This is a genomic window from Halobacillus sp. ABH2_015, assembly GCF_056158945.1.
Map to the genome: position 1 here is coordinate 1,742,558 of NZ_JBSWUG010000002.1, position 22,771 is coordinate 1,765,328.

Annotated in this window: 22 protein-coding genes; 1 reads left to right on the forward strand and 21 read right to left on the reverse strand. The window is 47.4% G+C overall.

The features are described from left to right. Nucleotides 1–10 precede the first annotated feature (10 nt). From ACXAD6_RS09235 to ACXAD6_RS09275, 9 genes are all read right to left on the reverse strand, one after another. Nucleotides 11–1,360 carry a DUF2252 domain-containing protein gene (locus ACXAD6_RS09235; RefSeq protein WP_474968624.1) on the reverse strand — a complete coding sequence of 450 codons (1,350 nt, stop codon included), beginning with the start codon at nt 1,358–1,360 and terminating at the stop codon, nt 11–13. 65 nt (nt 1,361–1,425) lie between these two features. Continuing rightward, the gene (locus ACXAD6_RS09240; protein WP_027954343.1) at nt 1,426–1,638 is read right to left on the reverse strand and encodes a cold-shock protein; all 213 of its coding nucleotides are present in this window, start codon (nt 1,636–1,638) and stop codon (nt 1,426–1,428) included. Nucleotides 1,639–1,709: 71 nt separating this feature from the next. Next, nucleotides 1,710–1,910 carry a cold-shock protein gene (locus ACXAD6_RS09245; RefSeq protein ID WP_027954344.1) on the reverse strand — a complete coding sequence of 67 codons (201 nt, stop codon included), beginning with the start codon at nt 1,908–1,910 and terminating at the stop codon, nt 1,710–1,712. 255 nt (nt 1,911–2,165) lie between these two features. After that, nucleotides 2,166–2,669: a superoxide dismutase family protein gene (locus ACXAD6_RS09250; RefSeq protein WP_474968625.1), complete on the reverse strand. Its 504-nt coding sequence runs from the start codon at nt 2,667–2,669 to the stop codon at nt 2,166–2,168. Between the two features lie 140 nt (nt 2,670–2,809). After that, complete coding sequence (locus tag ACXAD6_RS09255) at nt 2,810–6,397, reverse strand: dynamin family protein (RefSeq protein WP_474968626.1); 3,588 nt, start codon at nt 6,395–6,397, stop codon at nt 2,810–2,812. A 71-nt stretch (nt 6,398–6,468) separates the two neighbouring features. Next, the gene (locus tag ACXAD6_RS09260; protein WP_474968627.1) at nt 6,469–7,563 is read right to left on the reverse strand and encodes a C45 family autoproteolytic acyltransferase/hydolase; all 1,095 of its coding nucleotides are present in this window, start codon (nt 7,561–7,563) and stop codon (nt 6,469–6,471) included. Then, nucleotides 7,496–8,350: an alpha/beta hydrolase gene (locus tag ACXAD6_RS09265; RefSeq protein WP_474968628.1), complete on the reverse strand. Its 855-nt coding sequence runs from the start codon at nt 8,348–8,350 to the stop codon at nt 7,496–7,498. Before ACXAD6_RS09265 ends, ACXAD6_RS09260 begins: the two co-directional genes overlap by 68 nt. Further along, nucleotides 8,343–9,224 carry a gamma-glutamylcyclotransferase gene (locus tag ACXAD6_RS09270; RefSeq protein WP_474968629.1) on the reverse strand — a complete coding sequence of 294 codons (882 nt, stop codon included), beginning with the start codon at nt 9,222–9,224 and terminating at the stop codon, nt 8,343–8,345. Before ACXAD6_RS09270 ends, ACXAD6_RS09265 begins: the two co-directional genes overlap by 8 nt. Before the next feature lie 5 nt (nt 9,225–9,229). Then, nucleotides 9,230–10,201, reverse strand: a complete 972-nt coding sequence (locus tag ACXAD6_RS09275; RefSeq protein ID WP_474968630.1) for a P1 family peptidase — start codon at nt 10,199–10,201, stop codon at nt 9,230–9,232. A gap of 78 nt (nt 10,202–10,279) precedes the next feature. Between ACXAD6_RS09275 and ACXAD6_RS09280 the strand changes: the two genes are divergently transcribed. After that, on the forward strand, nt 10,280–10,555 hold the full coding sequence (locus ACXAD6_RS09280) for an acylphosphatase (RefSeq protein WP_474968631.1): 276 nt from the start codon (nt 10,280–10,282) through the stop codon (nt 10,553–10,555). 84 nt (nt 10,556–10,639) lie between these two features. Here ACXAD6_RS09280 and ACXAD6_RS09285 read toward each other — a convergent pair whose 3' ends face one another. From ACXAD6_RS09285 to ACXAD6_RS09340, 12 genes are all read right to left on the reverse strand, one after another. Further along, complete coding sequence (locus ACXAD6_RS09285; protein WP_474968632.1) at nt 10,640–11,380, reverse strand: SDR family oxidoreductase; 741 nt, start codon at nt 11,378–11,380, stop codon at nt 10,640–10,642. A 137-nt stretch (nt 11,381–11,517) separates the two neighbouring features. Next, nucleotides 11,518–11,757, reverse strand: a complete 240-nt coding sequence (locus ACXAD6_RS09290) for an indolepyruvate ferredoxin oxidoreductase subunit alpha (RefSeq protein WP_008640010.1) — start codon at nt 11,755–11,757, stop codon at nt 11,518–11,520. A gap of 166 nt (nt 11,758–11,923) precedes the next feature. Further along, nucleotides 11,924–12,472, reverse strand: a complete 549-nt coding sequence (locus ACXAD6_RS09295; protein WP_206932753.1) for a histidine phosphatase family protein — start codon at nt 12,470–12,472, stop codon at nt 11,924–11,926. A 77-nt stretch (nt 12,473–12,549) separates the two neighbouring features. Continuing rightward, entirely contained in the window at nt 12,550–14,139 is a 1,590-nt protein-coding gene (locus tag ACXAD6_RS09300) for an amidohydrolase (protein ID WP_474968633.1), read from the reverse strand. Nucleotides 14,140–14,275: 136 nt separating this feature from the next. Further along, complete coding sequence (locus ACXAD6_RS09305; RefSeq protein ID WP_474968634.1) at nt 14,276–14,479, reverse strand: DUF6501 family protein; 204 nt, start codon at nt 14,477–14,479, stop codon at nt 14,276–14,278. A 69-nt stretch (nt 14,480–14,548) separates the two neighbouring features. After that, on the reverse strand, nt 14,549–15,148 hold the full coding sequence (locus tag ACXAD6_RS09310) for an alpha/beta hydrolase (protein WP_474970392.1): 600 nt from the start codon (nt 15,146–15,148) through the stop codon (nt 14,549–14,551). A gap of 108 nt (nt 15,149–15,256) precedes the next feature. After that, entirely contained in the window at nt 15,257–15,835 is a 579-nt protein-coding gene (locus ACXAD6_RS09315) for a TetR/AcrR family transcriptional regulator (RefSeq protein WP_474968635.1), read from the reverse strand. A 76-nt stretch (nt 15,836–15,911) separates the two neighbouring features. Further along, nucleotides 15,912–16,871, reverse strand: a complete 960-nt coding sequence (gene msrB, locus ACXAD6_RS09320; RefSeq protein ID WP_474968636.1) for a peptide-methionine (R)-S-oxide reductase MsrB — start codon at nt 16,869–16,871, stop codon at nt 15,912–15,914. A gap of 88 nt (nt 16,872–16,959) precedes the next feature. Further along, on the reverse strand, nt 16,960–17,553 hold the full coding sequence (gene vrrA, locus ACXAD6_RS09325) for a VrrA/YqfQ family protein (RefSeq protein ID WP_474968637.1): 594 nt from the start codon (nt 17,551–17,553) through the stop codon (nt 16,960–16,962). Between the two features lie 63 nt (nt 17,554–17,616). Beyond that, complete coding sequence (locus ACXAD6_RS09330) at nt 17,617–18,303, reverse strand: uracil-DNA glycosylase (RefSeq protein WP_474968638.1); 687 nt, start codon at nt 18,301–18,303, stop codon at nt 17,617–17,619. Nucleotides 18,304–18,490: 187 nt separating this feature from the next. Next, nucleotides 18,491–21,607 carry an AAA family ATPase gene (locus ACXAD6_RS09335; protein WP_474968639.1) on the reverse strand — a complete coding sequence of 1,039 codons (3,117 nt, stop codon included), beginning with the start codon at nt 21,605–21,607 and terminating at the stop codon, nt 18,491–18,493. Between the two features lies 1 nt (nt 21,608). Further along, nucleotides 21,609–22,763 carry an exonuclease SbcCD subunit D gene (locus ACXAD6_RS09340; RefSeq protein ID WP_474968640.1) on the reverse strand — a complete coding sequence of 385 codons (1,155 nt, stop codon included), beginning with the start codon at nt 22,761–22,763 and terminating at the stop codon, nt 21,609–21,611. Between the last annotated feature and the right edge of the window lie 8 nt (nt 22,764–22,771).

Sequence of the window (22,771 nt, forward strand, 5' to 3'; positions counted from 1 at the left end):
AGAACAGTCATCACGGAGATTTCACGTACTCATTTTCACGACACCATTCGAGAAACAGCTGATAATCCGTGCTGACTCTTTCCTTGTAATGCCTGGACCATAAATTGAGCTCTGTCTGGAAATCCGCCTTATGCCCGCGAATAACCTCCATAATGGCATCCTCACTATGATAGGAAAGGATACCTTCATCGATATCTGCATCCGCCCGCGCATGAATTTTGGCACTGATCTGAGCCATTGTTTTCAGTGTCTTCTTCAGCCGCTTCTCCTCCAACAGATGTTTCGGTTTAAGATCTTTGGAATAAGGCGAACGTTCGCGCACATAATAGTCGCTGTTATTCATCGTAAAGTACCCAAGATACGGGTCGGACAAATGGTGCATCGCCTGCTGGGTGTGAATCACCCGCCGTCCCTGCTGACGATGTTCCGTCCAGAACTGTTCATCATATGGGAAGAAGTAGGCTGGAATGGGCGTGCGCGCTTCCTTGGCTTCCAGTATGATGTCATCTTCATGACTGTCCCCCGATTGGCCTTCTATCAAGATGTAATACCGGTTGAGGCCGGTAGAGCCGATCCCCGAGCCTCGCTTTTTCACGATATCTTTGATCCGGTAAAATTCACGCGGCCGGCGCAGTTTTTGATCAAGGGACTGGTAGTAATCGTCCCATGCTTTAACCAGCTGCTCATATTCCTGTTTCGGTACCGATGCCAATTTCTCTTTGCCGATATCAAAGGAACGGATGGAATCATGCTTGACGATCGTCTGTTTCTCCAGTTCATGGGAAGCCCGGCGTTCTTCTACTTTTTGAATCGCTTTTTTTACAGCGCCTTTACTTTCCTCTTTGGTAAAGTACATCGTCTGTGGATCCTGATCTCTATGATGGAAGGCTTCCATCTGCTTCACGTAATGTTTCAGATAATGATCGACCATCGCATCATGACTGTCTTCAGGATAACCCAGTTGATCCATAGTTAAACGGATACTGACAACCATACGCATCACGTCGTATAAATACGAACCGAGATAGCCCTCATCGAAGTCATCCACATCAAAGACGATATCCTTGTTTTCATTTTGAAACACACTGAAATTATCAAAATGGAGATCTCCCATGATCCATGTCGGCGTTTCATCAGGGGTATGGAACCTGAACGGCAGTTCCGTGGCATCGTGAAAGAATAGATAGGCGCTCCCTCTGAAAAAGCTGTAGGGACTCTCCATCATCTTTTGATACTTCTGCCTGCGCTCCTTCTTCGATAATTTCATTAAATCCCCGTCAAAGCGGTCCAAAATCGTGCCCAGCGTATTTTTTCTGAGTGCTTGTTTCGTTTCCAGCATCTGCTTTACTTTGTTATCCATGGCTGGTTTCTCCTCCTCTCACGGAAAAAAGCGACCGCCCGTGAGCAATCGCTTTTTTTACCATATCATGACTGAGATTTATAATACAGGCTGTTGTTTTCCACAACTTGAAGGACTTTGTTTTCTTCCTTCATATCGCTGCCGCACATTGGACATTTCTTCTCATTGTTCGTACGGAAATTATCCCTCTGCCAGCAGTTGCAGTCATCGGATGAACAAACCCAGATTTTTGTGTCTTCTTCTTTCACTTCAGCTTGATTTTTCTTTCCGAATGCCATTGAAGCAGCCCCCTTTAACTCAATTATGATAGAAAAAAGACTGACTTGCTAAAGCCAGTCTTTTTATGATTTTATAATTTCGTTACGTTTGCAGCTTGTGGTCCGCGATTTCCTTCAGTTACTTCAAACTCTACAGCTTGACCTTCTTCAAGAGATTTGAAGCCTTCTTCGTTGATTGCGCTGAAGTGTACGAATACATCGTCTTCGCCTTCAACCTCGATAAAACCAAAACCTTTTTCCGCGTTAAACCACTTCACTGTACCTGTTTTCATGGAATGGATCCTCCAATATTTCTAAATTAATATGCGTTTTGCTTTAATGAAAAAATCACATATTATAAAAAGTACCAATAGAATTGATCACTCTTTATAATAGGTGATTAGGAAGAATGAACTTCTTAATATTGGTAATTCAACCTTTATACTTACTATACTACGCCTGCGGTTTGAAGTCAAGTACACTCCCTTCACATCACTCTACTTCCATTATATCCGTAAAGGAGGAGCATTATTCCCCCCCATGATGATTTATCCGGATTGAATGACGGCACAGGCGATTCTTTTCCCTGAGCGTCCGCTGGGCTGGGACTGATAATCATCCGGACCTTGATGAATGATGACACTTCTTCCGATAATATCACGGACTTGAAAACGATCGGTAAAGAAAATCATCCGTGCCCTTCCCTGATTGGAAAAAAGCACAGGGAAATCTCCCGCATGATTGCCGTGCGGCTGCTGATCAGGATTCCAGTGCCCCCCGGCCGTTGCAAACGGATCGCTCCCGTCCCCAATTTCACACAATCCCTTTTCGTGGATATGAAAGCCGTGAGGGCCCGTCTGAACTCCGTTTTTTTCCTTTTTAAACGAAGGCAGTCCTTCCACATAAACGAAAACCTCAACACCATACGGCATCTGGTAAAACTGAATACTCCCCTTCAGTCCGGGGGCAGTGGGGCTTGACGAAAACTCAGCAGAAGCTGTCTGTGATGCATACTGCTGCCGGTACATTCCCTGGTTCGGATTATACAACATGTTCGTCACCCTCCTTTCCTGTACACTGTATGCGTCTGATCAGCGGGTGATGATAAAAGAATTTCCCCGGCCGGGGAGGAGGAAGAGAACCCCGGCCGGGGAAAATCGTCTTAGTCTATGGTATGTTTTTCTGTTCTCATTTAGACCTTGGAAAGCTGATCCCAGGCTTTCTCCACCTGTTTCCGGTTTACAGGGGTCCTGTAGTGATTGATCAGCTGATCGAACTGCTTTGCTGTTTCATCGATCCAGGAGCGGCGGGCCGTCGCATATACATCTGCCCATTGAGTCTGGTAATAAGGCGTTACGTCTTTGGAAATCTGCTCCAATTGCTGATGCAGAACATCCGATGCACGTGGAGCGGCCGCTTCTTTCATTTTTTCTTTTTCATTTTTCTCAAAGAAGGATTTCGTCCCCTTGAACATTTTCCTGATCTGATCCTGTTCCGCGGCCGTAAGCTCGATCTCCCCTTCGATCTTTGGAATAGGCATATCAGGAAGCTCAAGTGTATCGAGATGGATGGACGCTTCGATGTGATGGAGGTTTTTTTCAATTTTAGCCCTCGTCTCATCGAGATGCTGTGTAATAAACTGCTCCACACGGACACATACAGCCTTGACTTCCTCTTTCATGTCAAAGGTCATCTCTTCAAACAACTGTTTTTGTGCCTCTTTCACCTGCTCTTTCACATCCTGGTGCCATCCATTAATAGCCGCAGGGTTGAAATGGCGCTTGAACAGATCGTTGAATTGAAGCATCATCCGTTCATGGACATAATGAAGCTGCTTATCCATTTTGTTCTGCACCGCTTTTTCAGCCCCGCCGTCATACTCTTTTTCGAAAAGATCCAGCGCCTGCTGCCTGCGTTCTTCCAGTTGTGCCTTTTTCTTTTTTCTTTCTCCTTCATCCATGTGGCTGCTTTCCACCATGGATTGGACATAATTTTTCACACGCTCCAAATCACTTTCAATGGAAGCCGTCATCACTTGGGATAACTCCTCTTCCAAAAAGGAAGAAAAACCGTCTTCAAATGCCCCCATACCGGAATTTTCATCTTGATGGTATTTTTTCTCTTTCAACCCCAGCAGACTTGAGACCGGGTAAAGCCTCGGATTCCGAATTCCGAATGCACTCAGCTGGGTTTCCACATAGCTTTCCACCTGCTGCAGTTCTTCCTTGGACTGCGCAAGGTCTTTGGCATTGATCAGGAAGAACATCTTATCCATGGCAAAACTGTCCTTGACCCTGCCCAGTTGTTTCAGAAACGTTTCATCGGCTCTTGAGAACGGGTGGTTGTAATAGGTGACAAATAAGACAGCATCGGCATCTTTAATGTACTGAAAGCTGACATTCGTATGACGGGCATTGACGGAATCGGCCCCCGGTGTATCAACAAGCGTCACGCCAGCCCTTGTCCACGCACAATCGTAGTACACATCCATCGACTCGATAAAACAGGACTTGTCCTCTTGGGAAACAAAAGCAGCCAGCTGCTCCCAAGGCACAGACATCCTTCGTCCCAGATGTTTCTTCATCTGCGGATATCCATCGTAAAAGGCTTTTAGGAATGAGCGCTCTTTCTGCTCCCGTGATTTCCACTCCTCCACTTCCATTTCATCCAGTTCCTCCCAGGCTGTTTCCAAGGAAGAAAAAGATGCGTACACAGCAGCAATGTCCTCCAGCATATCCATTTCTGACTTTACGGCAGCTTCTGCCGATTGGTGCGGATGATCACTTGATACAGGAGATATCCGGTTGATGGCTGCTGTTGTCGGATTGGGGGACACAGGCAGAACGTCATCTCCGAGAAGCGCATTGCCAAACGAGGATTTCCCCGCGCTGAAGGCACCGAATAAAGCTATTGTAAACGTCCGGTTGTCAAGCCGGGTCACTTTTTCCTCCAGCCGGCGGGAAAGGTCATCCATGCTTTCCAAATCCTGAATAACAGCCAGGGCCTTCTCTGTCCTGTCTTTCACCTGATCCACAGTTGAACTTGGAGAGGGAGCCGGCCTGCCTTTGGATGGTTCTCCCACTATAAGGTTCTCATCCTCGTCCATGACGCCTGCTGGATGTTCAGGAGCATCAGACACCCGCTCTTCCATGCGCTCCTCATCTTCTTCTGCCTGTTTCCTGTTTTCTGCAGATATCGTGTCAGAAAAACTTTCATGAAGGCGGTTGGAGAACTGCCGGACCTTTTCAATGATGAATTCCAGTTCCTCGTCGATCTTCTCTAAGTCTTCATACGCAGAGAATGCTTGGTCATGTTGATGCAGCACATCCTGTTTTTTTGCTGATACTTCTTCCAAAAAAGCTTTTTTCCATTCTCCGAGAAAGGCTTTGGCCTGCCGTTGAATATCAGCTGCCACTTCATCGGTATATCGAAGAACATAAGCCCCTGTAACCGAAGCCCCTGATTGAACCAGTGTTTCCAGACGTTCTTTTGGATAGTGAAAATCCATTTCCTGAACGATTTGAAGAAGCTCCGTGGAATGGATGCCGTAAGCGTCCAGCAGTTTCATCATCCGTTCCCGCACCGGCCATTTCAACTGTTCTTCCATCGTTTTTTCCAAGGCCTCGTAAAAAGCGTCTTCCCTCATCTGTTTTTCTTCCTCGGTTTTTTTCTTCGCAAACAGCAGACCGACTTTAAAGTCCGGCTGCCGGGAGTGCAGGTAAGCTTCCGCATACTCACGGAGGGCGCTCGGCATCAAGTAGGCATTGGAAACAAACTGATAGATCCGCTTTTCAAACGCCTCGTCGGCCGCTTCTTCCAGTTCGCTGTACTCACGGATCAGATCCGGATCCATCGGACTTTCGTCAATGGCCGATTGAAGGTTTTCTCTCTGTTCAAGAAGTTCTTCCCGCTTCTCTTCAAAGGTCTCTTCATAATCTCTGACGGTTTCTTCCATTAAAGCAGCGGCTACGTCATCCGCCTGCTGTTCTATGAGGGAAAAATCCCTGTCAAACAACTGTTGGAAATGGTATTTCAACTGCCTGTACTCATTTTCTTCCATTGCAAAGTCTCTCATGGATGTATAATAGACCGATTCCGGGTGAATCCCCCACTGTTGAAAGGCCGCTTCAACACTTTTTTGGTAGTCGCCAAAAGTAAGCTGGTCCTCTACATGCTTATCCACCTGGTTGATCACCACGGTAAAAGGGGTGTTCCTCTGCTGCATTTCCAATAAAAACAATAGATTTACTTCCGACTGGACATGGTTGTAATCCATAACATAATACATGTAGTCCATCACGTGCAGAGAAGATTCGGTGATCAGCCTGTCTGCATCATTCGTAGAATCTACGCCAGGGGTATCCAGGACAGAAACGTGGGGTGGAAGGAGACTGTCCGGACGGCTGATTTCCAGTCCGGTCACACGTTCACCGTCCCTGCACCATGCCTGTATCGTCTCCGGCTCTACATCCGCTTCGTATTTCACAGGCGCATCTGAAGTGAAATACGCCTTTGTATAGACGGGCCCTGTTCTCAAACGGACAATATTGGCGCTCGTCGGAATAGGACTTGAAGGAAGGAGCCGGCTTTCCAGCAGCGTGTTGATCAATGTGGACTTGCCGGCGGAAAAATGGCCGGCAAAACCGATGACCATTTCCTCCTGCTTGATTTTTTTGATCAGATCCATAACCTTATCTTTTTGTCTGCTCATCCCTTCTTGTTTTAAAAAGGCATAAAGGTTTTGAAGTTTCATGGCATTTTTACGTGTCGTTGTCTGCATCAAAGGTCTCCTTTACGGTTTACGTCTATCCTTATTGTACGCCGCAGACCCCTTCATCTCAATATGGTTTTTCAGGTGATGCCGTCCAGATAGGGAATATCCATAACTGTATCAATCCATCCGAACATTTTTTTAACAGGGGAACGGCGTCCCTTGATCCAGTTGTCGAAGGAAAACGAAACAGCCTGTGCATCACCGCCAAGTCCGAATCGGAGAGAAAGCGTCTCCGGGGAATAACCAGCTGTATGAATCGTACCCGAAGACCGTTCATACTGATCAGAAAAAATCGGACCCGAACGATCGTTCAAAAATTGAAAGGCGTCTTGGGCATCCCACTCCTCCTTCTGTCTGACGATCATTTTGGAAAGCCGCGTTTCTGAATCTGACAAGTGTCTGCGGTTCTCCTGGGGCATGTGGGAGAAATGGTTGGTACAAGCCTGTCCTTCTTTCTTGATCACCCCTCTGGGGGATCCTTCCAAAATAGAAGATCTGCCGGCTTTATCAAAAAGGACATAATTGAATGAATGGCGGTGGGGGAGCTCTTTCAGCAGCTTCTCTGCTTCAACGGTATCCCGGCAGCTCTCCAAAAGAATTCTAGTCAATGTACAGCAGATGAATCCATCTTCCGGGTGAAGACGATTGACGAAGTTGTAGCCAGCACATAATCCATGTTCATTCATGCCATCGGTGCGTCCGATGATCCGCTGACCCGGACCGATGGATGTGGTCCCGTTATCCGGCTGGTAAATCAGGAACCGCCCTTCATAGGTTTTCGGGTTGTAGTCATAGTTGCGGATCATATAGTTGCTGCCAAGCATGATAGAGCATCCGGAACGATCCCATTCCTGCTGCCAGCCGCTGTATTCATGAACGGTTTCTTCAAGGGACCATTGCAGACCTTCCGAAAGCCCCCTCAGCTCTTCCCATAGGAGCGGCGCCCAGTGCATAAGCATCGCTTTCACATGTTCTGTATCTGTTTGATAATGACGGATGGACCGCGGTCTGCGCTGGAGGTGACTTTCATAAAGGAGGGTCTGTTTCAGTCTTTTTCCCTGCTCATATCCGAAATCATCGGCCCGGCCCTTGAACTGGATGACTTCACTGGACAGTTTTTTCATTGCCAGACTCGTCCATTTCTTGAATGATTTTATGAAATCCAGCGTCATACAAGATGTCGTTATGATCGGCCCCTGGAAGAATATCGACTGGACGTTCCCAGATATCTTCCGCCCACTTCTTCAATTTCTCTGCTTCGATAACCTCATCCTCACTGCCGACAGCAATGGTCACTGGTGCCTGCACACCTTTCAGCAGGCCGGGGGTCACTTTCTCGGGAAATCGGGAAACCAACAACCTGAAGGAAAGGGACAGACGGCCGGTATCGGCGAATTCGTCAGGAATTTCAGCGGCTGGAGCCTTTTCAAACCGGTGGATATTCATTTTATATAAGGTCATTAACACCATGACCTTTTTCGTATAGACGGTGTACTCGACATCATCTCCTTCTCCGGAAGGATCAGTTGCGTCGTTTTTATAAACGGGAACGGCCGGATGAAAAAATGGAGCCGTGAAGATGTAGGCATCTCCGATGGCAGGATTTTTCTTGATCAGGCGCAGCAGGTTGGCACATCCCATGGAATGCCCCATCAGTGTGATCCGCTTGTACCCTTTTTTCCTGATATAGTGAATGAAATCAAACAAATCATCATCATACTGTCCGATATAATCCAGGTCACCGCGCTTATTTTTATGATCATAGCCTCTGAGGACCGGAAGAAAAACGTCCGCATCTCTCCGGCAGGCGGAGGCGAACTTTTTCTGCTCCGTTAATTCTGCCGTGATGCCGTGAATGATGATTACCGCCTCGTCGCTATGGGCGGATTGATGGTAAGACATATAGGAAAGCGTAGAAAAATCACGCGCTGTATACATTTTCCATGTGGCTTCAGTCATAGGAACGGCTCCTTTTCTCCATGTATTCTTGGAAATGCTGCACTTTTAAATCATCGAGGAACCTTTGTTTCAACGCCTCGATGTACTCCGTGGATAAGTAACGCTCTCCGCCGCGGACAATCTCTTCAGCATAGTGGAAGGGCGGAGGTGTGTCTTCTTTCTTAGAGAGCACGGTGAATGTAACAGCCTGCAGGACTGAACCATCATCCGTTTTCACCGGCACGATGGCAGGTCTGTATGCCCCTGCTTCCACCCCTTCCCGTAAAAAAAGGTATTGAAGGGCCTGCTTGTTGATTCGATAAAGGACACCTTCCACTTTTTGCTTCACGCCCTCTCTGATATCCGCTCTTGCTCCATCATTCAAATGGTAAGAAAAGGCTAAACAATAGTCATCCAGCGTTCCTCTTCCTATGACATCCCCAAAGAGATGGTGGACCTTCTGGGTAATGAACCGGGCATCATCCATGCAGGACCCGTAGGCGAAATAAATGTAGGAGTCTTGCTGAAGGAACTGATGAACCTTCCAGTCGTTATGAGGAATCGATTGCTTCGCCACTCCGTTCCAGTAATAGGTTTCTGCCATAACGGAGTCTGTGTCCCAAAAGACTTCTGTTTCTTTCCTATACCAATTCCCATCCCCACTTCCTGGTTGAAAGCCTTCGAAATTATCAAGCAAAGATAATAAAGCGGGCGGAATATGATAGAGTTCTCCATACGTCCATGTATGCTGGTCTTCCAAAAGAAGCGGTTCATATAAGGGCCCGGAATGAAGCGTGCCCCTTACAAAGGCCTGAGCGGATACAAGCTCTGCTTCTCCCAATAGGTGATGATTGTCCTGACCTGAACATAAGGATCCATAAACAAATACGTACACGGGTGTCATCCTTTCTTGTGAAAATCCTTGGCTGCTAGATATTCTTCCGTGGAAGCACTGGACAGCACGGCATTCAGCACCGCTTTTTCCATACACCATGCAGCAGCAGCCGCTAGAGCGTTCGGGTCACAGGGAACCTGATTGTCCGACATACAGAAAATCGTATCCCCGTCCACAAATGTATGGGAAGGGCGGATTGTCCTGGCCAGACCGTCATGAGCCGCATCGGCCACTTTAGATGCCTCTGCTTTCGTCAAAGCCGCATTTGTAAGGATGGTCCCAATGGTCGTATTTCCTTTGAAACGATTGGTATCCGTATCTTCCATTTGACGAAGAAGCTGCTTTTCTGTATGTAAAAATTCATTTCCTTCATAAAGACCCGCGATCATTTTTCCTGTGGCCGGATCGACCACATCGCCAAAACTGTTGACCGCTGCAACAGCTCCGATTTCCACTTGCCCGATTCGGCAGGCCCAGCTTCCGATTCCGCCTTTCATGCTGTGTGTCTTTCCCAGCGCTTTTCCTACCGAAGCCCCGGCGCCCGCTCCGTAATTTCCCATTTGGAACGCAGGTGCCTCATAAGCGGACCGTGCAGCCTCATAGCCGAGTTGGGCGTCCGGACGTTCGACGGCGGGATCGTCGGTCAAGTCAAACAAAATGGCTCCTGGAATAATCGGAACTTTAGCCACCTGCACATCAAAGCCGATTCCTTTTTCTTCGAGAAATTTCATGACACCGGAACCGACATCAAGTCCGAAAGCGCTGCCGCCGGAAAGGAAGAGGCCGTGAATGTGCTGGACAAGGTTTTCCGGCCGCAGCAGGTCGGTCTCCCTCGTCCCCGGCGCACCGCCCCGGACGCTTACACCTCCGACAGCACCTGTTTCATGAAGCACAACGGTACAGCCGGTACGGCCTGATGGATCTTCTTTCTGTCCGATTTTAAACGGGGACAAATCCGTAATCTTCATTTCTTTCATCCTTCTTCCTCCTTATTGAGGTTTGCCTGCAGGGGGACGCAGGGAATTGTTCAGAGAGGAACTGGAGGTGCTGACACAATGGAAAATAATAGAATTCTTATACATGGACGCGTTCAGGGAGTCGGTTTCCGGGCTTCTGCCAAGCAGATGGCTGAACAACTCGGCGTAACGGGCTGGGTCAAAAACCAGCCGGACGGAACCGTCCTGATCGAAGCTGAAGCTGAAGAGGATCAGTTAAAACGTTTCATTGAAAAAATCAATGAAGGTCCAACTCCTTTCAGCCAGGTTGAATCCCTTGATATAACTAGTCAAGATGAAATTCAGGGTTACAGCAGATTTAAAGTTGTCCATTAAAAGATGACCGCTTCCCGCGGTCATCAATGCTTGTAGAAAAACAGAAGTTTTTCTACAAGCTTTTTTTTAGATGTCTCTTTTTGCTCAGGCCTGATGCAGCGGTCGTACAATGATTTCATTTACATTTACGGATTTCGGCTGTGTCACAGCATACGAAACGGCGCTGGCAATATCTGCAGCTTCAAGGGGCTGCATACTGCGGTCCTTAAACATATCCAGAACTTCTCCGTCAGTGATGTGATCGGTGAGCTCTGTTTCCACCGCCCCGGGAGAAATGTTGGTGACGCGCACACCGGTTTTGGCCAGTTCTTTTTCCATACCCATGGACAGCGCTTTTACTGCGTACTTGGTCGCGCTGTACACCGTGCTGGAAGGAAACACTTCATGGCCCGCCACTGAGGAAACATTGATGATGTGGCCGGAATCCTGTGCAAGCATAACGGGCAGTCCGGCATGAATGCCGTACAGCACACCTTTAATATTCACATCCACCATCTGTTCCCATTCGTCTACATGATCATTTTTCAGGAAGGAAAGCAGCATAACACCGGCATTATTGATGAAAATATCCAAACGGCCGAAGGCATCTTTCGTTTCCTTCACGAGATTTTCGACATCCTCCCGCTTCGTAACGTCCGTTTCGACCACTTTCGCTTCTACTTGATACTGACTTGTAATTTCGTCAGCAAGCTCCTGCAGGCGTTCCGCGCGGCGGGCTGCCAATACGACATGAGCTCCCTGTTCTGCGAGGGAGTGAGCGATCGCTTTACCGATTCCGCTGCTTGCCCCTGTAATAACTGCTGCTTGATTTTGTAACGTTGTCATAAAATAGCCTCCTATGTCAGAATTCTTTATGTATCTACCCGGAATTCAAGATAATTATTCATTGGAATGCTGTGAAGAAATGGGATAATAAAAAACGCCCTCCTTAATCGTAAGGAGGGCGTTTTTTTGTATGTGCCTTATTGTTCTTCGAAGAACTTGCGGTTGATTTCGATGTATGGGGTTTCCTCTTCAGGAACTTCATCCTCGATATAAATAGCTTCTACCGGACACACAGCTTCACATGCGCCGCAATCTATGCAGATGGCAGGATCGATATAGAACATATCTTTTCCTTCCTCGATACAGTCAACCGGGCACACATCCATGCATTCTCCAGCTTTTTCATCTTTACAAGGGGATGTAATAACAAATGCCATTTCGTTTTCTCCTCCTTTAAGTGGAATTAAGTGTGCTTACATTTCTATATTCACCTTGAATAGCTAAGATAAACACCACAATCTATCATAACGATTTTATGTCAAAATCGCAATCCGAGGTCTGACAACAGAAGAAATAAAGAAAGGAAAGATGACAGCCGAGCTGTCAATCTTCCCAAATACGTTCCACAATATATTCTCCGCCCTGTTTCTGGACAAGAAAAACATCCGGGCGTGACAGCCGTTTCCAATCATAAAATCCAATTTCACGGTTATACTTCTGCAGCAGCAGAGCAAGAAGATTCCCGTGCGTTACGAGGAGGACATTTCCACAGTCTTGATTTTCCAGCTCCTCAATGAGCGAGAGGACCCGGTCCTTCGCTTCTACAGAGGACTCACCTCCGGTTAACTTCAAATCAGGATCCTGAAACGTATCGTGAAGGACTTCTTCCCAGTCATCCAATGGTTCGTGACTGAGGACCCTTTCCTCCAGGCGGTCGTCTCTTTCAATTTCCATGTCCTTGGACCGGGCATAGGGTCTGATGGTCTCAACGGCCCTCAAATAGGGACTTGAGATAATACGGTCAATGGTTACACCAGACTGATCCAACAGGACCGCCAGTTTCTGTGCTTGACGTATTCCAAGCTTAGTTAAGGGTGAGTCTTCATGCTGCCCTTCTGTTTCACTGTGGCGGACGATAATTAGTTTATCCATTTCTACCCATCCTCCCCTTTCCGTCACCTTACTCTTATTATGGATGATGGAACGAGTGTTTACAAGAAAAGTCGTACTTATCTTTTATAGACCCTTTGTCCTCTGTGCCAGGTTTCCAGGACACTCAACTCGTGCAGGTGCTCCGGTTTGATTTCCTCGGGATGCTGATCCAGAAGAACAAAGTCAGCCTGATAACCACCTTTAATGATGCCCTTGTGATCTTCATTGTATTCAAGTTCCGCCGGTGTTTTTGTAAATCCGGTGTAGGCCGCCTGAAGGCTGATCTTTTCCTGCGGCATCCATCCACCTTCAGGGCGCCCGTCCAAGTCGGTCCGGTTCACCGCTGTAAAAATCGTCACAAAAGGATCCAGGGCGCCGATAGGAAGGTCCGAGCTCAACGTAATCGGAATCTGTTCTTTCAGAAGAGTTTCATAAGCGTCAGCGTATGGAACGAGACTTTCCGGCGACCAGTGGTGTTTTTTATCCCATTCATCAAGCAGGAAGGAAGGCTGTGTTTCAATATAAGGGGCAGCCTCTCTCATGCGTTGGATAAGATCAGGAGCGAGCGTCTGGGCATGAATAATCCGGTGGCGGAACCTTTCCGTTTCTGCTTCCGGCTGTTCAAGGGCTGTCAACGCCTGCTCCACCGCCCGGTCTCCAATCGCATGCATAGCTACCTGCATCTTTTGTTCACTCGCATAACGGACCATTTCATTCAATTGATCCTGGGTATAAATCAAAATGCCGTCCGTATCCGGCTGAACGGGGTAAGGGCTGCGCATGGCTGCTGTAAACAACCGTTGTGTCCCGTCAAGGAAGATTTTCACTGATCCTACCCGCACCCGTTCTGTTCCCCCGCCCGTACGGAGGTCATTATGAAGGCAGTAGTTTTTCAAATCATCGATATTGAATATATAATGGTGCAGATGAACATCGATGGGAAGTTCCCCTTCTTGTTCAAGCTGTGTATACGCTTCCCACAAGCGTTGATAAGACCCGATGAAGTTGATGTCATCGGTATGAACCGACGTGATACCACAGCGGCTTAAATAAGGTATTCCGGTTTTCAGCGCCTCTTTCGCATCCGCAGCGGAACGGCCCCAGAAATGGTGTTTAATGTAATGAACAGCAGTATCCTTAAAGCGTCCGTTCCATTCCCCGCTTTCATCTGTTTCCTTGAATTCATCCGGTTCCTGTTTAAACGCTTCCTCCTCTTTCAAACGCTCCAACGCTTTCTGGCTGATTACGCACTCATGTCCATCCTGATGCATGAAGTACATATTGGCATCAACGTGAATCTCGTTCAAATCCTCAGCGGTAAGCAGACCATCCAAATCGTCAAAGTTCCCATCATTGAACCCTTTTCCATAAATCCAGTCATTCTGTTCAATCTTGTCATAGTGGTCCTCGACCATCTGTTTCATTTCCTTCCAGCTTTTCGCTTCGGTCAAGTCCAGCTCCTTTTTCAAAAGACTGTAGCGTAAAAGGTGCATGTGGCTGTCATTGAAAGAGGGGGCCAGGACTTTCCCTTTCCCATCTATGACCTCCCCGCCTTCTAAAGGCTCTTCAGAGATTTTTTCGAACGTTCCGCCATTTATTTTAACCGCATACGTTTGATCATCATAAGGGTGGGAAGGATCGTAAATTCGGACATTATTTATAATCATAAAGAAGGCATCCTTTCTTCTTATAGGCTTATACCCCCCATACCCCCGCCAATCTTGACTGTAAACGTCCAATTCTCACAATTATCGACATTCGTACAGCCAATAAAAAAGCTGAAGGGCATCCCTTCAGCTTGTCTCATACTTCTTTGAAGTAATCTTTGTAGAAACCACCGATTCTGCCGGAGTTGTCTACTACAAAGTAAAATTCTTCGCTTTCATTTTTAACGTCGTACACCTTACCTGGGGTGAGGACGTTGTTGACAACGAATTTAGCGGCGTCATTATGGACGCATTCGATTTGTTTTATCGTTTTATTGTTTTCCCAATCTTTATGAATCACAGCACTACCTCCTTTGTTCCCTGCCTTCTATCATACACGGAACAAGGATGTGACTCAATACAGACACCATTAAAACTGCGCCGCATACCACTCGGCGGCTGCCCGTACTTCCTGTTCAGTCAACTGGTGCCCCATCCGCTCCCAGTGATCCGTGACATGGGCTCCGGAAGCTTGAAGCAGTGATTTTAAATCATGGGTTTCAGAAGCCGGACAGATCGGGTCGTTTTCACCGGCACCAATAAATACGGGAATTCCCGTCTGATCAGGAAGCTCTATCCCCCGTCTTGGCACCATCGGGTGGAACAACACCGCACCAAGCAGACTCTTTTCATAATGAAACAGAAGGCTGCCAGCAATATTCGCCCCATTGGAGTATCCTGCGGCTACAATCTGATCCCGTCGGAAGCCGTAATGAGCGGCAGCTTCATCAAGAAACTCGGATAATTCCTTCGTCCGCTCAACCAAATCCTCTTCATCGAAAACCCCTTCTCTAAGCCGCTTAAAGAAGCGCGGCATTCCGTTTTCAGAAACGTTCCCCCGGACAGACAAGACGGAGGCTTCAGGATCGATCATCCCGGCGAGTGGGAGAAGGTCCTGTTCTGTCCCCCCTGTCCCGTGCAGAAGCAGAAGAACTTTCTCATTCTGCCCTTCTTTGAAGATGTGCTTCATATTCATGTGAATCCCTCCGTTTTTTCTTTATCATCATATCTAAAAACATGATATCTTTAATTCAAGATATTGTCAAAGAAAGAACCGCCTTTTTAAAAAGCGGCGGGTTCATTCGTTTCTTTGGGACAAACCGTGTTCCATCATATGGAACAATTGCTGCGTCATATCCTCTGCTCCGATTTTTTTTCGGTTGGAAAATAAAATCGAATGAAAAATAACGTCGGAGATGAGCGTGGAGGAAACATCTGTCGTCCACAACCCAGCTTCTTTCGCTTCTTCAATCCAGCTGCCCATAAGTTGTTGGGTTTTCATGAGATCCTTATGAACTTCGGTTTTATATAACAGGGCTACCTGCTTATCACTCGTTTGAAGTTCGTGAATCATTTGATCAATGTGATACGTATCGGCGTGCTCCAGAAAAATGTGAAGCAGCTGCTTTAATTTTTCGTTGGGAGGAAGATCCGGCGGCACCGCCTCAATTTTTCGATTCATTTCATCCATCATCGCTCTCATGTACGAGAGAATCAGTTCCTCTTTATTTTTGAAATACTCATAAAGGGTGCTGCGGCTGACTTGAAGCTCTTCAGCCAGTTTTTTGAAATGAACCTCCTGGATACCACCGTTTCGCAGTACTTCCCCGGTTACTGTTAAAATTTCATCTTTGGTTAGGATTCGTTTTCTGCCCAAGGTCCGTTCCTCCTCATCCAATCATTATAGCATTGGATGACAGCTGCTTCTAACCCTGACTCTCTGAACAAGCCATTCAGCGGAAAAGATGCTTCAAATATCCGTATCCTTTTTCGTCCATCTGATCTTTCGGAATGAATTCGAGCGCTGCAGAGTTTATGCAGTAACGAAGTCCTCCCTGGTCTACAGGGCCATCGTCAAAGACGTGTCCGAGATGCGAATCGGCTCCACCGCTCCTGATTTCCGTACGGAACATGCCGTGGGAAGTGTCTACTTCCTCTTTGACCTGCTGTTTCTCAATCGGCTTGGTGAAGCTCGGCCATCCACAACCGGCGTCATATTTATCTTTCGAGCTGAACAGCGGCTCTTTAGAAACAATATCCACATAGATGCCTTCCTCTTCATGGTCGAAATATTCATTATCGTAAGGACGTTCCGTGGCATTCTCCTGTGTTACTTTATATTGAATATCACTCAGCCGTTTTTTTAGATCTTCAGGATCCTTTTTATAACTCCAGTTGTCCTGGATAAATCCAGCACGTCCGGATCCTTTTTTGTAACGCTTGTAGTGGAACGCGTTCTTCTTATAATACTCCTGATGCTTGTCCTCCGCTTCATAAAAGACGGCAGCGGGAAGGATTTCAGTAACAATCGGCTGGCTGAATCTCCCTGATTTCTCCAGATCCTGTCTGCTTTGTTCAGCGACTGCTTTCTGTTCTTCGTTATGGTAATAGATGGCTGTTGTATAGGAATGGCCCCGGTCAGCAAACTGCCCTCCGTCATCTGTCGGGTCTATCTGCTGCCAGAATAGTTCTACGAGCCGTTCGTAGGGGAAGATTTCCGGATCGTATACGATTTGAACAGCTTCTCTATGTCCGGTTGCTTCTGAAACCACCTGCATGTACGTCGGATTTTTCGTATGTCCTCCGGTGTATCCAGAAACAATGGATTCGATCCCAGGTCGTTCATCGAAAGGTTCCACCATGCACCAAAAGCACCCTCCGGCGAATGTTGCTTTTTGTAATGTATTAGTCAATATGAAGCCTCCTCCGGCATTGTGTAATCAATGACCTTTGTTCCTATTCTTGCTAATTCATAAAAAAAAATCAAGCCACACGCACAGCCTAAATAAACAATTTAGGCTGTGATGTTCCTTGACTCTTTTTCTTTTTATGCGATTTGGAGGTATGTTTACTCCTCCCTTTCCCCCTGCTGGAGCTTTCTCTGGACTCCCAGCTGTAGGAGGAGGATGGTGATTCACCCGATTTTCCTGATGACTCATCTACCTCTTCTTCATCCGGCTCATTCATGATTTTCATCATATTAATCATTGCTGGGATATTTTTGATCATCGGACCGTACTGCTGCATCATCGGCGCGGCAGTCTGGACAGCCTTCAGCGCTGTCTGCATATGCCCAAGCCACCCGGCCCCTCCTGTTTTGGCAGCGGCGCCGGCCGCATTCAACGCATTGGAACCAAGGCCTCCGCCACCGAGAAAGCCCGCTCCGGGTACAGATCCTAATCCGGCATTCCCGAAAAACCCGGGAGCTCCAGCACCAAAACCGCCTTTACCAAGCAGACCCGGCAGACCTCCGAATCCACGGGAACCAGCATTTGCGAGAGGTCCCATAGAACGCATCATCTGTGGACCTGCTGCTTGTTGAAAGCCCGGGAACGCCCCCATGGGAGGGTATGGTGGTTGACCAGTAGGAAACATAACAACCCCTCCGAAACTTTAGAATACTGTAACATATGCCCTGGGTAACCGTATGGTCTGGGCTCAAGCCTCTTCAGGATTGACTGGAAGCGCCCAGTTCACAGGAGATTCCCCATGCATGTTCAGAAACTCATTAGCCTTGGAAAAAGGGCGGCTGCCGAAAAATCCACGGTGGGCAGCAAACGGACTGGGGTGGGAAGATTCGAGAACGAGATGGCGCTCCCGGTCTACAAAATCAGCTTTCTTTTGAGCATGTTTTCCCCACAATAGGAACACCACAGGCTGTTCTCTTTCATTGATCTTCTGGATTACAGCGTCGGTGAACTTTTCCCAGCCGATTCCTTTATGGGAATGAGGCTCATGCGCGCGCACCGTCAAGACATCGTTGAGCAACAGGACACCTTCCGCAGCCCATGACTGGAGGCATCCGTGGTTGGGTTTCTTTATGTTCAAATCATGTTCCATCTCTTTATAAATATTACGAAGAGAAGGTGGAATAGACACGTGGGGACGGACCGAAAAGCTGTATCCATGAGCCTGACCCTCATTGTGATAAGGGTCCTGTCCCAGGATGACGACTTTCGTATCTGAGAGTGCCGTTCCCTTCATAGCGGCTAAAACGTTCTCGCGCTCAGGGAACACGTGCGCCTGTTCATATTCTCTTTCGATTTCCATTTCAAGCTCCCGGAAATATTCTTTCTGCTTTTCCTGCTGCAGCACCGGTTTCCAGTCATTTTCAATCGTAAGCAATCCGCTCTCTCCTCTCTGTCATTGGCAGGGGTGGAGCAACTATTTCCCGGGCAAGCGCATCATTAGACAATAGTCTTAGAGCCGGATCTTCTCCTCGGGACGAATTTTGTTGGACAACGTCACTCCCTGCCCTTTTCCCGCAGGTTTTGCTCCTCAACCAAAAAGGAGCAGCCCTGTTCTTTACCGGTTATTGAAAAATAAATTGAAGCGAAGACCCTTTAGGACCGCTATATACTTGTAGTTTGGCCGGGATTTCCTCTTTCAGCTGGGACACGTGGGAAATAATCCCGAGCATGCGGTTTCCATCCTGAAGTGCCCGCAGACAACCGATGGCCTGCTCCAGTGATACTTCATCAAGGGTTCCGAACCCTTCATCAATAAATAAGGTATCAAGCTGAACCCCTCCCGCATGGGATTGGACAACATCAGCCATACCCAGGGCGAGACTGAGTGAGGTTTTAAAGCCTTCCCCGCCCGACAATGTCCGTACAGAACGCTGCTGTCCTGTATGATGATCGATTACTTCAAGATCCAGGCCGCTCTGCGCACCTCTTTTGGCAATTGCCCCGCTCCGGACCAGCTGATATCTGTGGTCCGTCATTTGATCAAGGCGGATATTCGCCTGGACTAGAATTTCATCAAGGAAAGAAGCCAGCACATAGCGTTCAAGCGAGAGCCTCATAGGGTTATCTCCAGCAGCAAGCTGGGCCAGTTCAGCCACATCATAATAATCAGCAGCCAGTGCTCCAACTTCCTCCACGAGACGTGTGATATTTTTTTCGACGTCCCTGTTCTGCTTCAACATCACCTGAATTTCATTTAACTGCTCCTGCCTGGCGTCCCGGGCCGCCTTTTTCTCCTCCAATCCCTTATGGAGAGCATCCATATCAGGTTTTTCGATTTCTTTCAGCTCACGGTTCAATACACCCAGCCGTTCTTCTACCATTCCTTTCCGCTTATCATGTTCAAGAATTCTTTTCTCCATAGCCTCCCGTTCAGAAGAAGGTTTAAGAGCCTCCCTGTACGCCTCTATAGAGGGGAAGGAAAATTGGTCAAGCGTTTGATTCATTCGTTTTTCCCGATCCTCCACAGCTGCTTTCATTTCCTCTACATACGCACGGCCTTCCTCTACGGCAGTCTGGACCTGCTGCCGTTCTTCCCGTTTCTGCTGATAAACGGCCTGTGCTTTCTCCCAGCTTTGTTCTGCTGCAAGATATAAAGCTTCCTGATTCTCTGTTTCCTTTTTCAACGTTTCTGCATCGGTCGTTTCAAAGGCTCCATTCTTTTCCATCGCATGGATGTCAGCCTGAACATCAGCAGTCTTCTGGCGGGAAGACTGGAGAGCTTCCTGGAGATTCTCTGCCTCCCCGCGGAGCTGGACGATCGTACCCTCCAGTTCTTCCAGCTGTTTGTTTTCCTTTTGGAGGCGTGCTCTCTTTTCTTGAAGACTTTGAAGTTCTTTATTGTAAGAGTCAAGATGCTCCCCGGCTGTGTCCACAGCTTTTTGAATCGATGCATCCGTCATGTCTGTCATATCGTCCTGCAGTTCCTGGTACAGACGGTCGGTCAGCTGCCGCTGGGTTTCGCCTGCTGATTTTACCTGGACAAATTCCTCTTGAAGCTTGGTGAGCTCCTCGTCGTGTTTTTCATAGACTTCTTTAAGCTGCTGGATCTCCGCTGCACTTTTAACAGCTGCCGGTTGCCGGGCAGGTTGAGGATGGTGGTTCGAACCACATACCGGACAGGGCGTGTTCTCCACGAGGTTCATGGAAAGTGTATAGGCATGGTGTCCCTGCACCTCTTCAAGAGCAGATTCATAGGCCTCCTTGGATTTCTGCTGGTCTTTCTTGGCTGAGTCAAAGCGGACCATGAACGACTGATAGGTTTTCCGGAGCTTCTTCAACTGCTCCCATTCCCGGCTCAATTGCTGGAGCTTCTGCTTTTTATTACCCATGTTTTCCTGCTTCTGCTTTAATGTGTATTCTTTTTCAGCGAGAGAAGGATCTTCTTTAACGCTTTCCTTCAGCTTCTCAACTGTTTGAGATGCGTCCAGCAGCTTTTTTCGATTGGTTTCGACAGCTTCCTGATCTCGGCGGAAATTTCCCTTATGCTGCTTGAGCACCTCCACCAGCGAAAGGTATTCCTTCAGCAGTTGTTCTTCTTCCTGCTTCTTTTTCCATTTATTTTTCAACGCTTCGCGATGCGGGGCGTTCTGTTCCTCTGTACGGTATTTTTCTTCAGCTTCCTGATACTCCTTTAACAGGGAAGCTCTTCGCTCTTCTTTCTGTTGGAGGCTCGTCTGCCACTTTTCCAGTTCAGCTTTACGATTTTTATAATCCTTTTCATAAGGAAGGACCTCCGCAGCCTTTGCCGCCCACTGTTTTTCCTCCTGCAGCCGATTCACTTCAGGCTGCCGGTCTTGAAGCTTCTGCTGTTCACGGACCAGATGCTCTTTTTCCTGAAAAAGTTCTGTCACCCGCTGCTGTTGATAGACATGTTCCTGGAAAGCGTCTGTCTCCTTTTTGATTTCCTGCAGCTTCTCCTGCTTTTCATGATAATGATTTTCCTGGTCGATAATCCGCTGTTGCAGACGTTCTCTCACTTTTGAAAGCTCCTGGATTTCTTCTTCTTCCTGCTGATCCGGGTGCCAGTGAATTTTCTCTTTCTCCTGTTCGATTCTCCATTCAAACTGCTTCATCTCATCTTCAAGTTTTTTTGCTTCAGCCTTGAAATGAGAGGTCAATGCGTCAAAAAATTCAGTTTTAAATATGCGTTGGAGAATTTCTTCTCTTTCTTTACTATTTTCTGAAATCAGTTTCCTGAATTCTCCCTGCGGAATCATGATCATTTTTCGGAACTGCTCATAGTCCAGCCCCATCAATTCCTCGATGGTATCGTTCACTTCCTTGATCTTTGAAGCAAGCAGCCGCTCCTCATCATCCATGATCTGATACAGCTCTGCCCGGGCCGGCTCTTCTTTATATCCTTCGCCGCGTTCCTTTTTCTTCTGCTGTTTCGGAAGACGCTTGATGCGGTAGGTTCTGCCTCTCAATTCGAATAGATAATCCACATAAGTGAGGTCCTCGGGAGAAGCAAAATGACTTCTTAAGGTATCCTGATCGCGGTCACTCCCGCTGGCCCGCCCGTACAGGGCAAAACACATCGCATCAAAAATCGTCGTCTTGCCGGCTCCGGTCGGTCCTGTAATTAAAAAGATCGATTCGCTGCCAAGGGTCGTAAAGTCGACCGTCTGCTTATCTCTATATGGTCCGAAAGCATTCATCGTTATCGTTATGGCTCTCATATTACTGCTCCCTTTCCTTTTTCTTTAACGCATGAACGGCCTGTTCAATCATGTCCTTCCGCTTTCCAGGCAGGGGATCTCCTTTGATATCTTCATAGAAAGAGGCGAAAAGTTCCGAGTGAGAGAGAGTCTGCCTTTTCTTCACATGCTCCAGATCGTCCATTTCAGGGTTGGACATCGATCTTTTTCTTTCTAAATGAAGGATGTTCGGATAAACTTGACGGAGTTTTCCCATCGGATCAAGCAGTTGTCCGTCATCCAATAGACGAACATGCAGATAGTCCTCTTGATTGGGCACTGCATCACCCGAAAGAAGATCTTCAAAATACCCTTCAATCACTTTGAAATCCCGCAGCGGATGTAAAGGGATTTTCTCTATCTCACACGTGCCGTCCTCATCCATATGGACAAAGGTTACGGATTTATTGTGCCTGGCTTCCGAAAATGAGTATTTCAGCAGCGAGCCGCTGTAGCGGATATAATCCCGGGTCACACGCTGGGGTTGATGCAGATGACCGAGTGCCGTATACGCAAAATCCGTAAACAAGGAGGCATCCACATAAGGGCTGCCCCCGATCATTGAAAGCCGTTCTTCTGATTCGGATTCCATCCCTCCGGCGAGGAACGAATGACCGATCCAGACATGTCTCTCCGCTGAATCAAAGCGCTGTTCGATATCGTTGATGATTTTCTCAGCTGCCTGGTGATGGGATTTTATCGAGTCATCATCAAAGACCTTTGCTGCTTCTGCCGGCTCTAAGTAAGGGATTAAATGAAAATGGACAGGCCCGTGATCGTCATATAACGTGACAGGCTTCCGATCTTTCTTTAATTTAGAATCTAAGAACAATCCCTGCCTGCGGAACATTTCGCTTCCGAACTGTAGACGATCAGGACTGTCGTGGTTGCCTGAAATCGCAAGAACAGGGATCTGCAGTTCATTGACCAACGTCGTCAGCGTATCGTTCAACAGCTCCACAGCCTCTTTAGGAGGTATGGAACGATCGTATAAATCGCCTGCGATAATAATACAATCCGGCTCTTTTTCTTTGACTATATCAATGAACCGCTCAAGCATATAACGTTGATCATCCGTCATATGTACATAGTTGACGATTTTTCCTAAATGCCAGTCGGCGGTGTGAAGGAACTTCATTGGATCAC

Bases quoted from the DNA above. Each gene is read 5' to 3' on its own strand.
- ACXAD6_RS09235 (WP_474968624.1), bottom strand. From the start codon at position 1,360: ATGGATAACAAAGTAAAGCAGATGCTGGAAACGAAACAAGCACTCAGA.
- ACXAD6_RS09240 (WP_027954343.1), bottom strand. From the start codon at position 1,638: ATGGCATTCGGAAAGAAAAATCAAGCTGAAGTGAAAGAAGAAGACACA.
- ACXAD6_RS09245 (WP_027954344.1), bottom strand. From the start codon at position 1,910: ATGAAAACAGGTACAGTGAAGTGGTTTAACGCGGAAAAAGGTTTTGGT.
- ACXAD6_RS09250 (WP_474968625.1), bottom strand. From the start codon at position 2,669: ATGTTGTATAATCCGAACCAGGGAATGTACCGGCAGCAGTATGCATCA.
- ACXAD6_RS09255 (WP_474968626.1), bottom strand. From the start codon at position 6,397: ATGCAGACAACGACACGTAAAAATGCCATGAAACTTCAAAACCTTTAT.
- ACXAD6_RS09260 (WP_474968627.1), bottom strand. From the start codon at position 7,563: ATGACGCTGGATTTCATAAAATCATTCAAGAAATGGACGAGTCTGGCA.
- ACXAD6_RS09265 (WP_474968628.1), bottom strand. From the start codon at position 8,350: ATGACTGAAGCCACATGGAAAATGTATACAGCGCGTGATTTTTCTACG.
- ACXAD6_RS09275 (WP_474968630.1), bottom strand. From the start codon at position 10,201: ATGAAAGAAATGAAGATTACGGATTTGTCCCCGTTTAAAATCGGACAG.
- ACXAD6_RS09280 (WP_474968631.1), top strand. From the start codon at position 10,280: ATGGAAAATAATAGAATTCTTATACATGGACGCGTTCAGGGAGTCGGT.
- ACXAD6_RS09285 (WP_474968632.1), bottom strand. From the start codon at position 11,380: ATGACAACGTTACAAAATCAAGCAGCAGTTATTACAGGGGCAAGCAGC.
- ACXAD6_RS09290 (WP_008640010.1), bottom strand. From the start codon at position 11,757: ATGGCATTTGTTATTACATCCCCTTGTAAAGATGAAAAAGCTGGAGAA.
- ACXAD6_RS09295 (WP_206932753.1), bottom strand. From the start codon at position 12,472: ATGGATAAACTAATTATCGTCCGCCACAGTGAAACAGAAGGGCAGCAT.
- ACXAD6_RS09300 (WP_474968633.1), bottom strand. From the start codon at position 14,139: ATGATTATAAATAATGTCCGAATTTACGATCCTTCCCACCCTTATGAT.
- ACXAD6_RS09310 (WP_474970392.1), bottom strand. From the start codon at position 15,148: ATGAAGCACATCTTCAAAGAAGGGCAGAATGAGAAAGTTCTTCTGCTT.
- vrrA (WP_474968637.1), bottom strand. From the start codon at position 17,553: ATGTTTCCTACTGGTCAACCACCATACCCTCCCATGGGGGCGTTCCCG.
- ACXAD6_RS09335 (WP_474968639.1), bottom strand. From the start codon at position 21,607: ATGAGAGCCATAACGATAACGATGAATGCTTTCGGACCATATAGAGAT.
- ACXAD6_RS09340 (WP_474968640.1), bottom strand. From the start codon at position 22,763: ATGAAGTTCCTTCACACCGCCGACTGGCATTTAGGAAAAATCGTCAAC.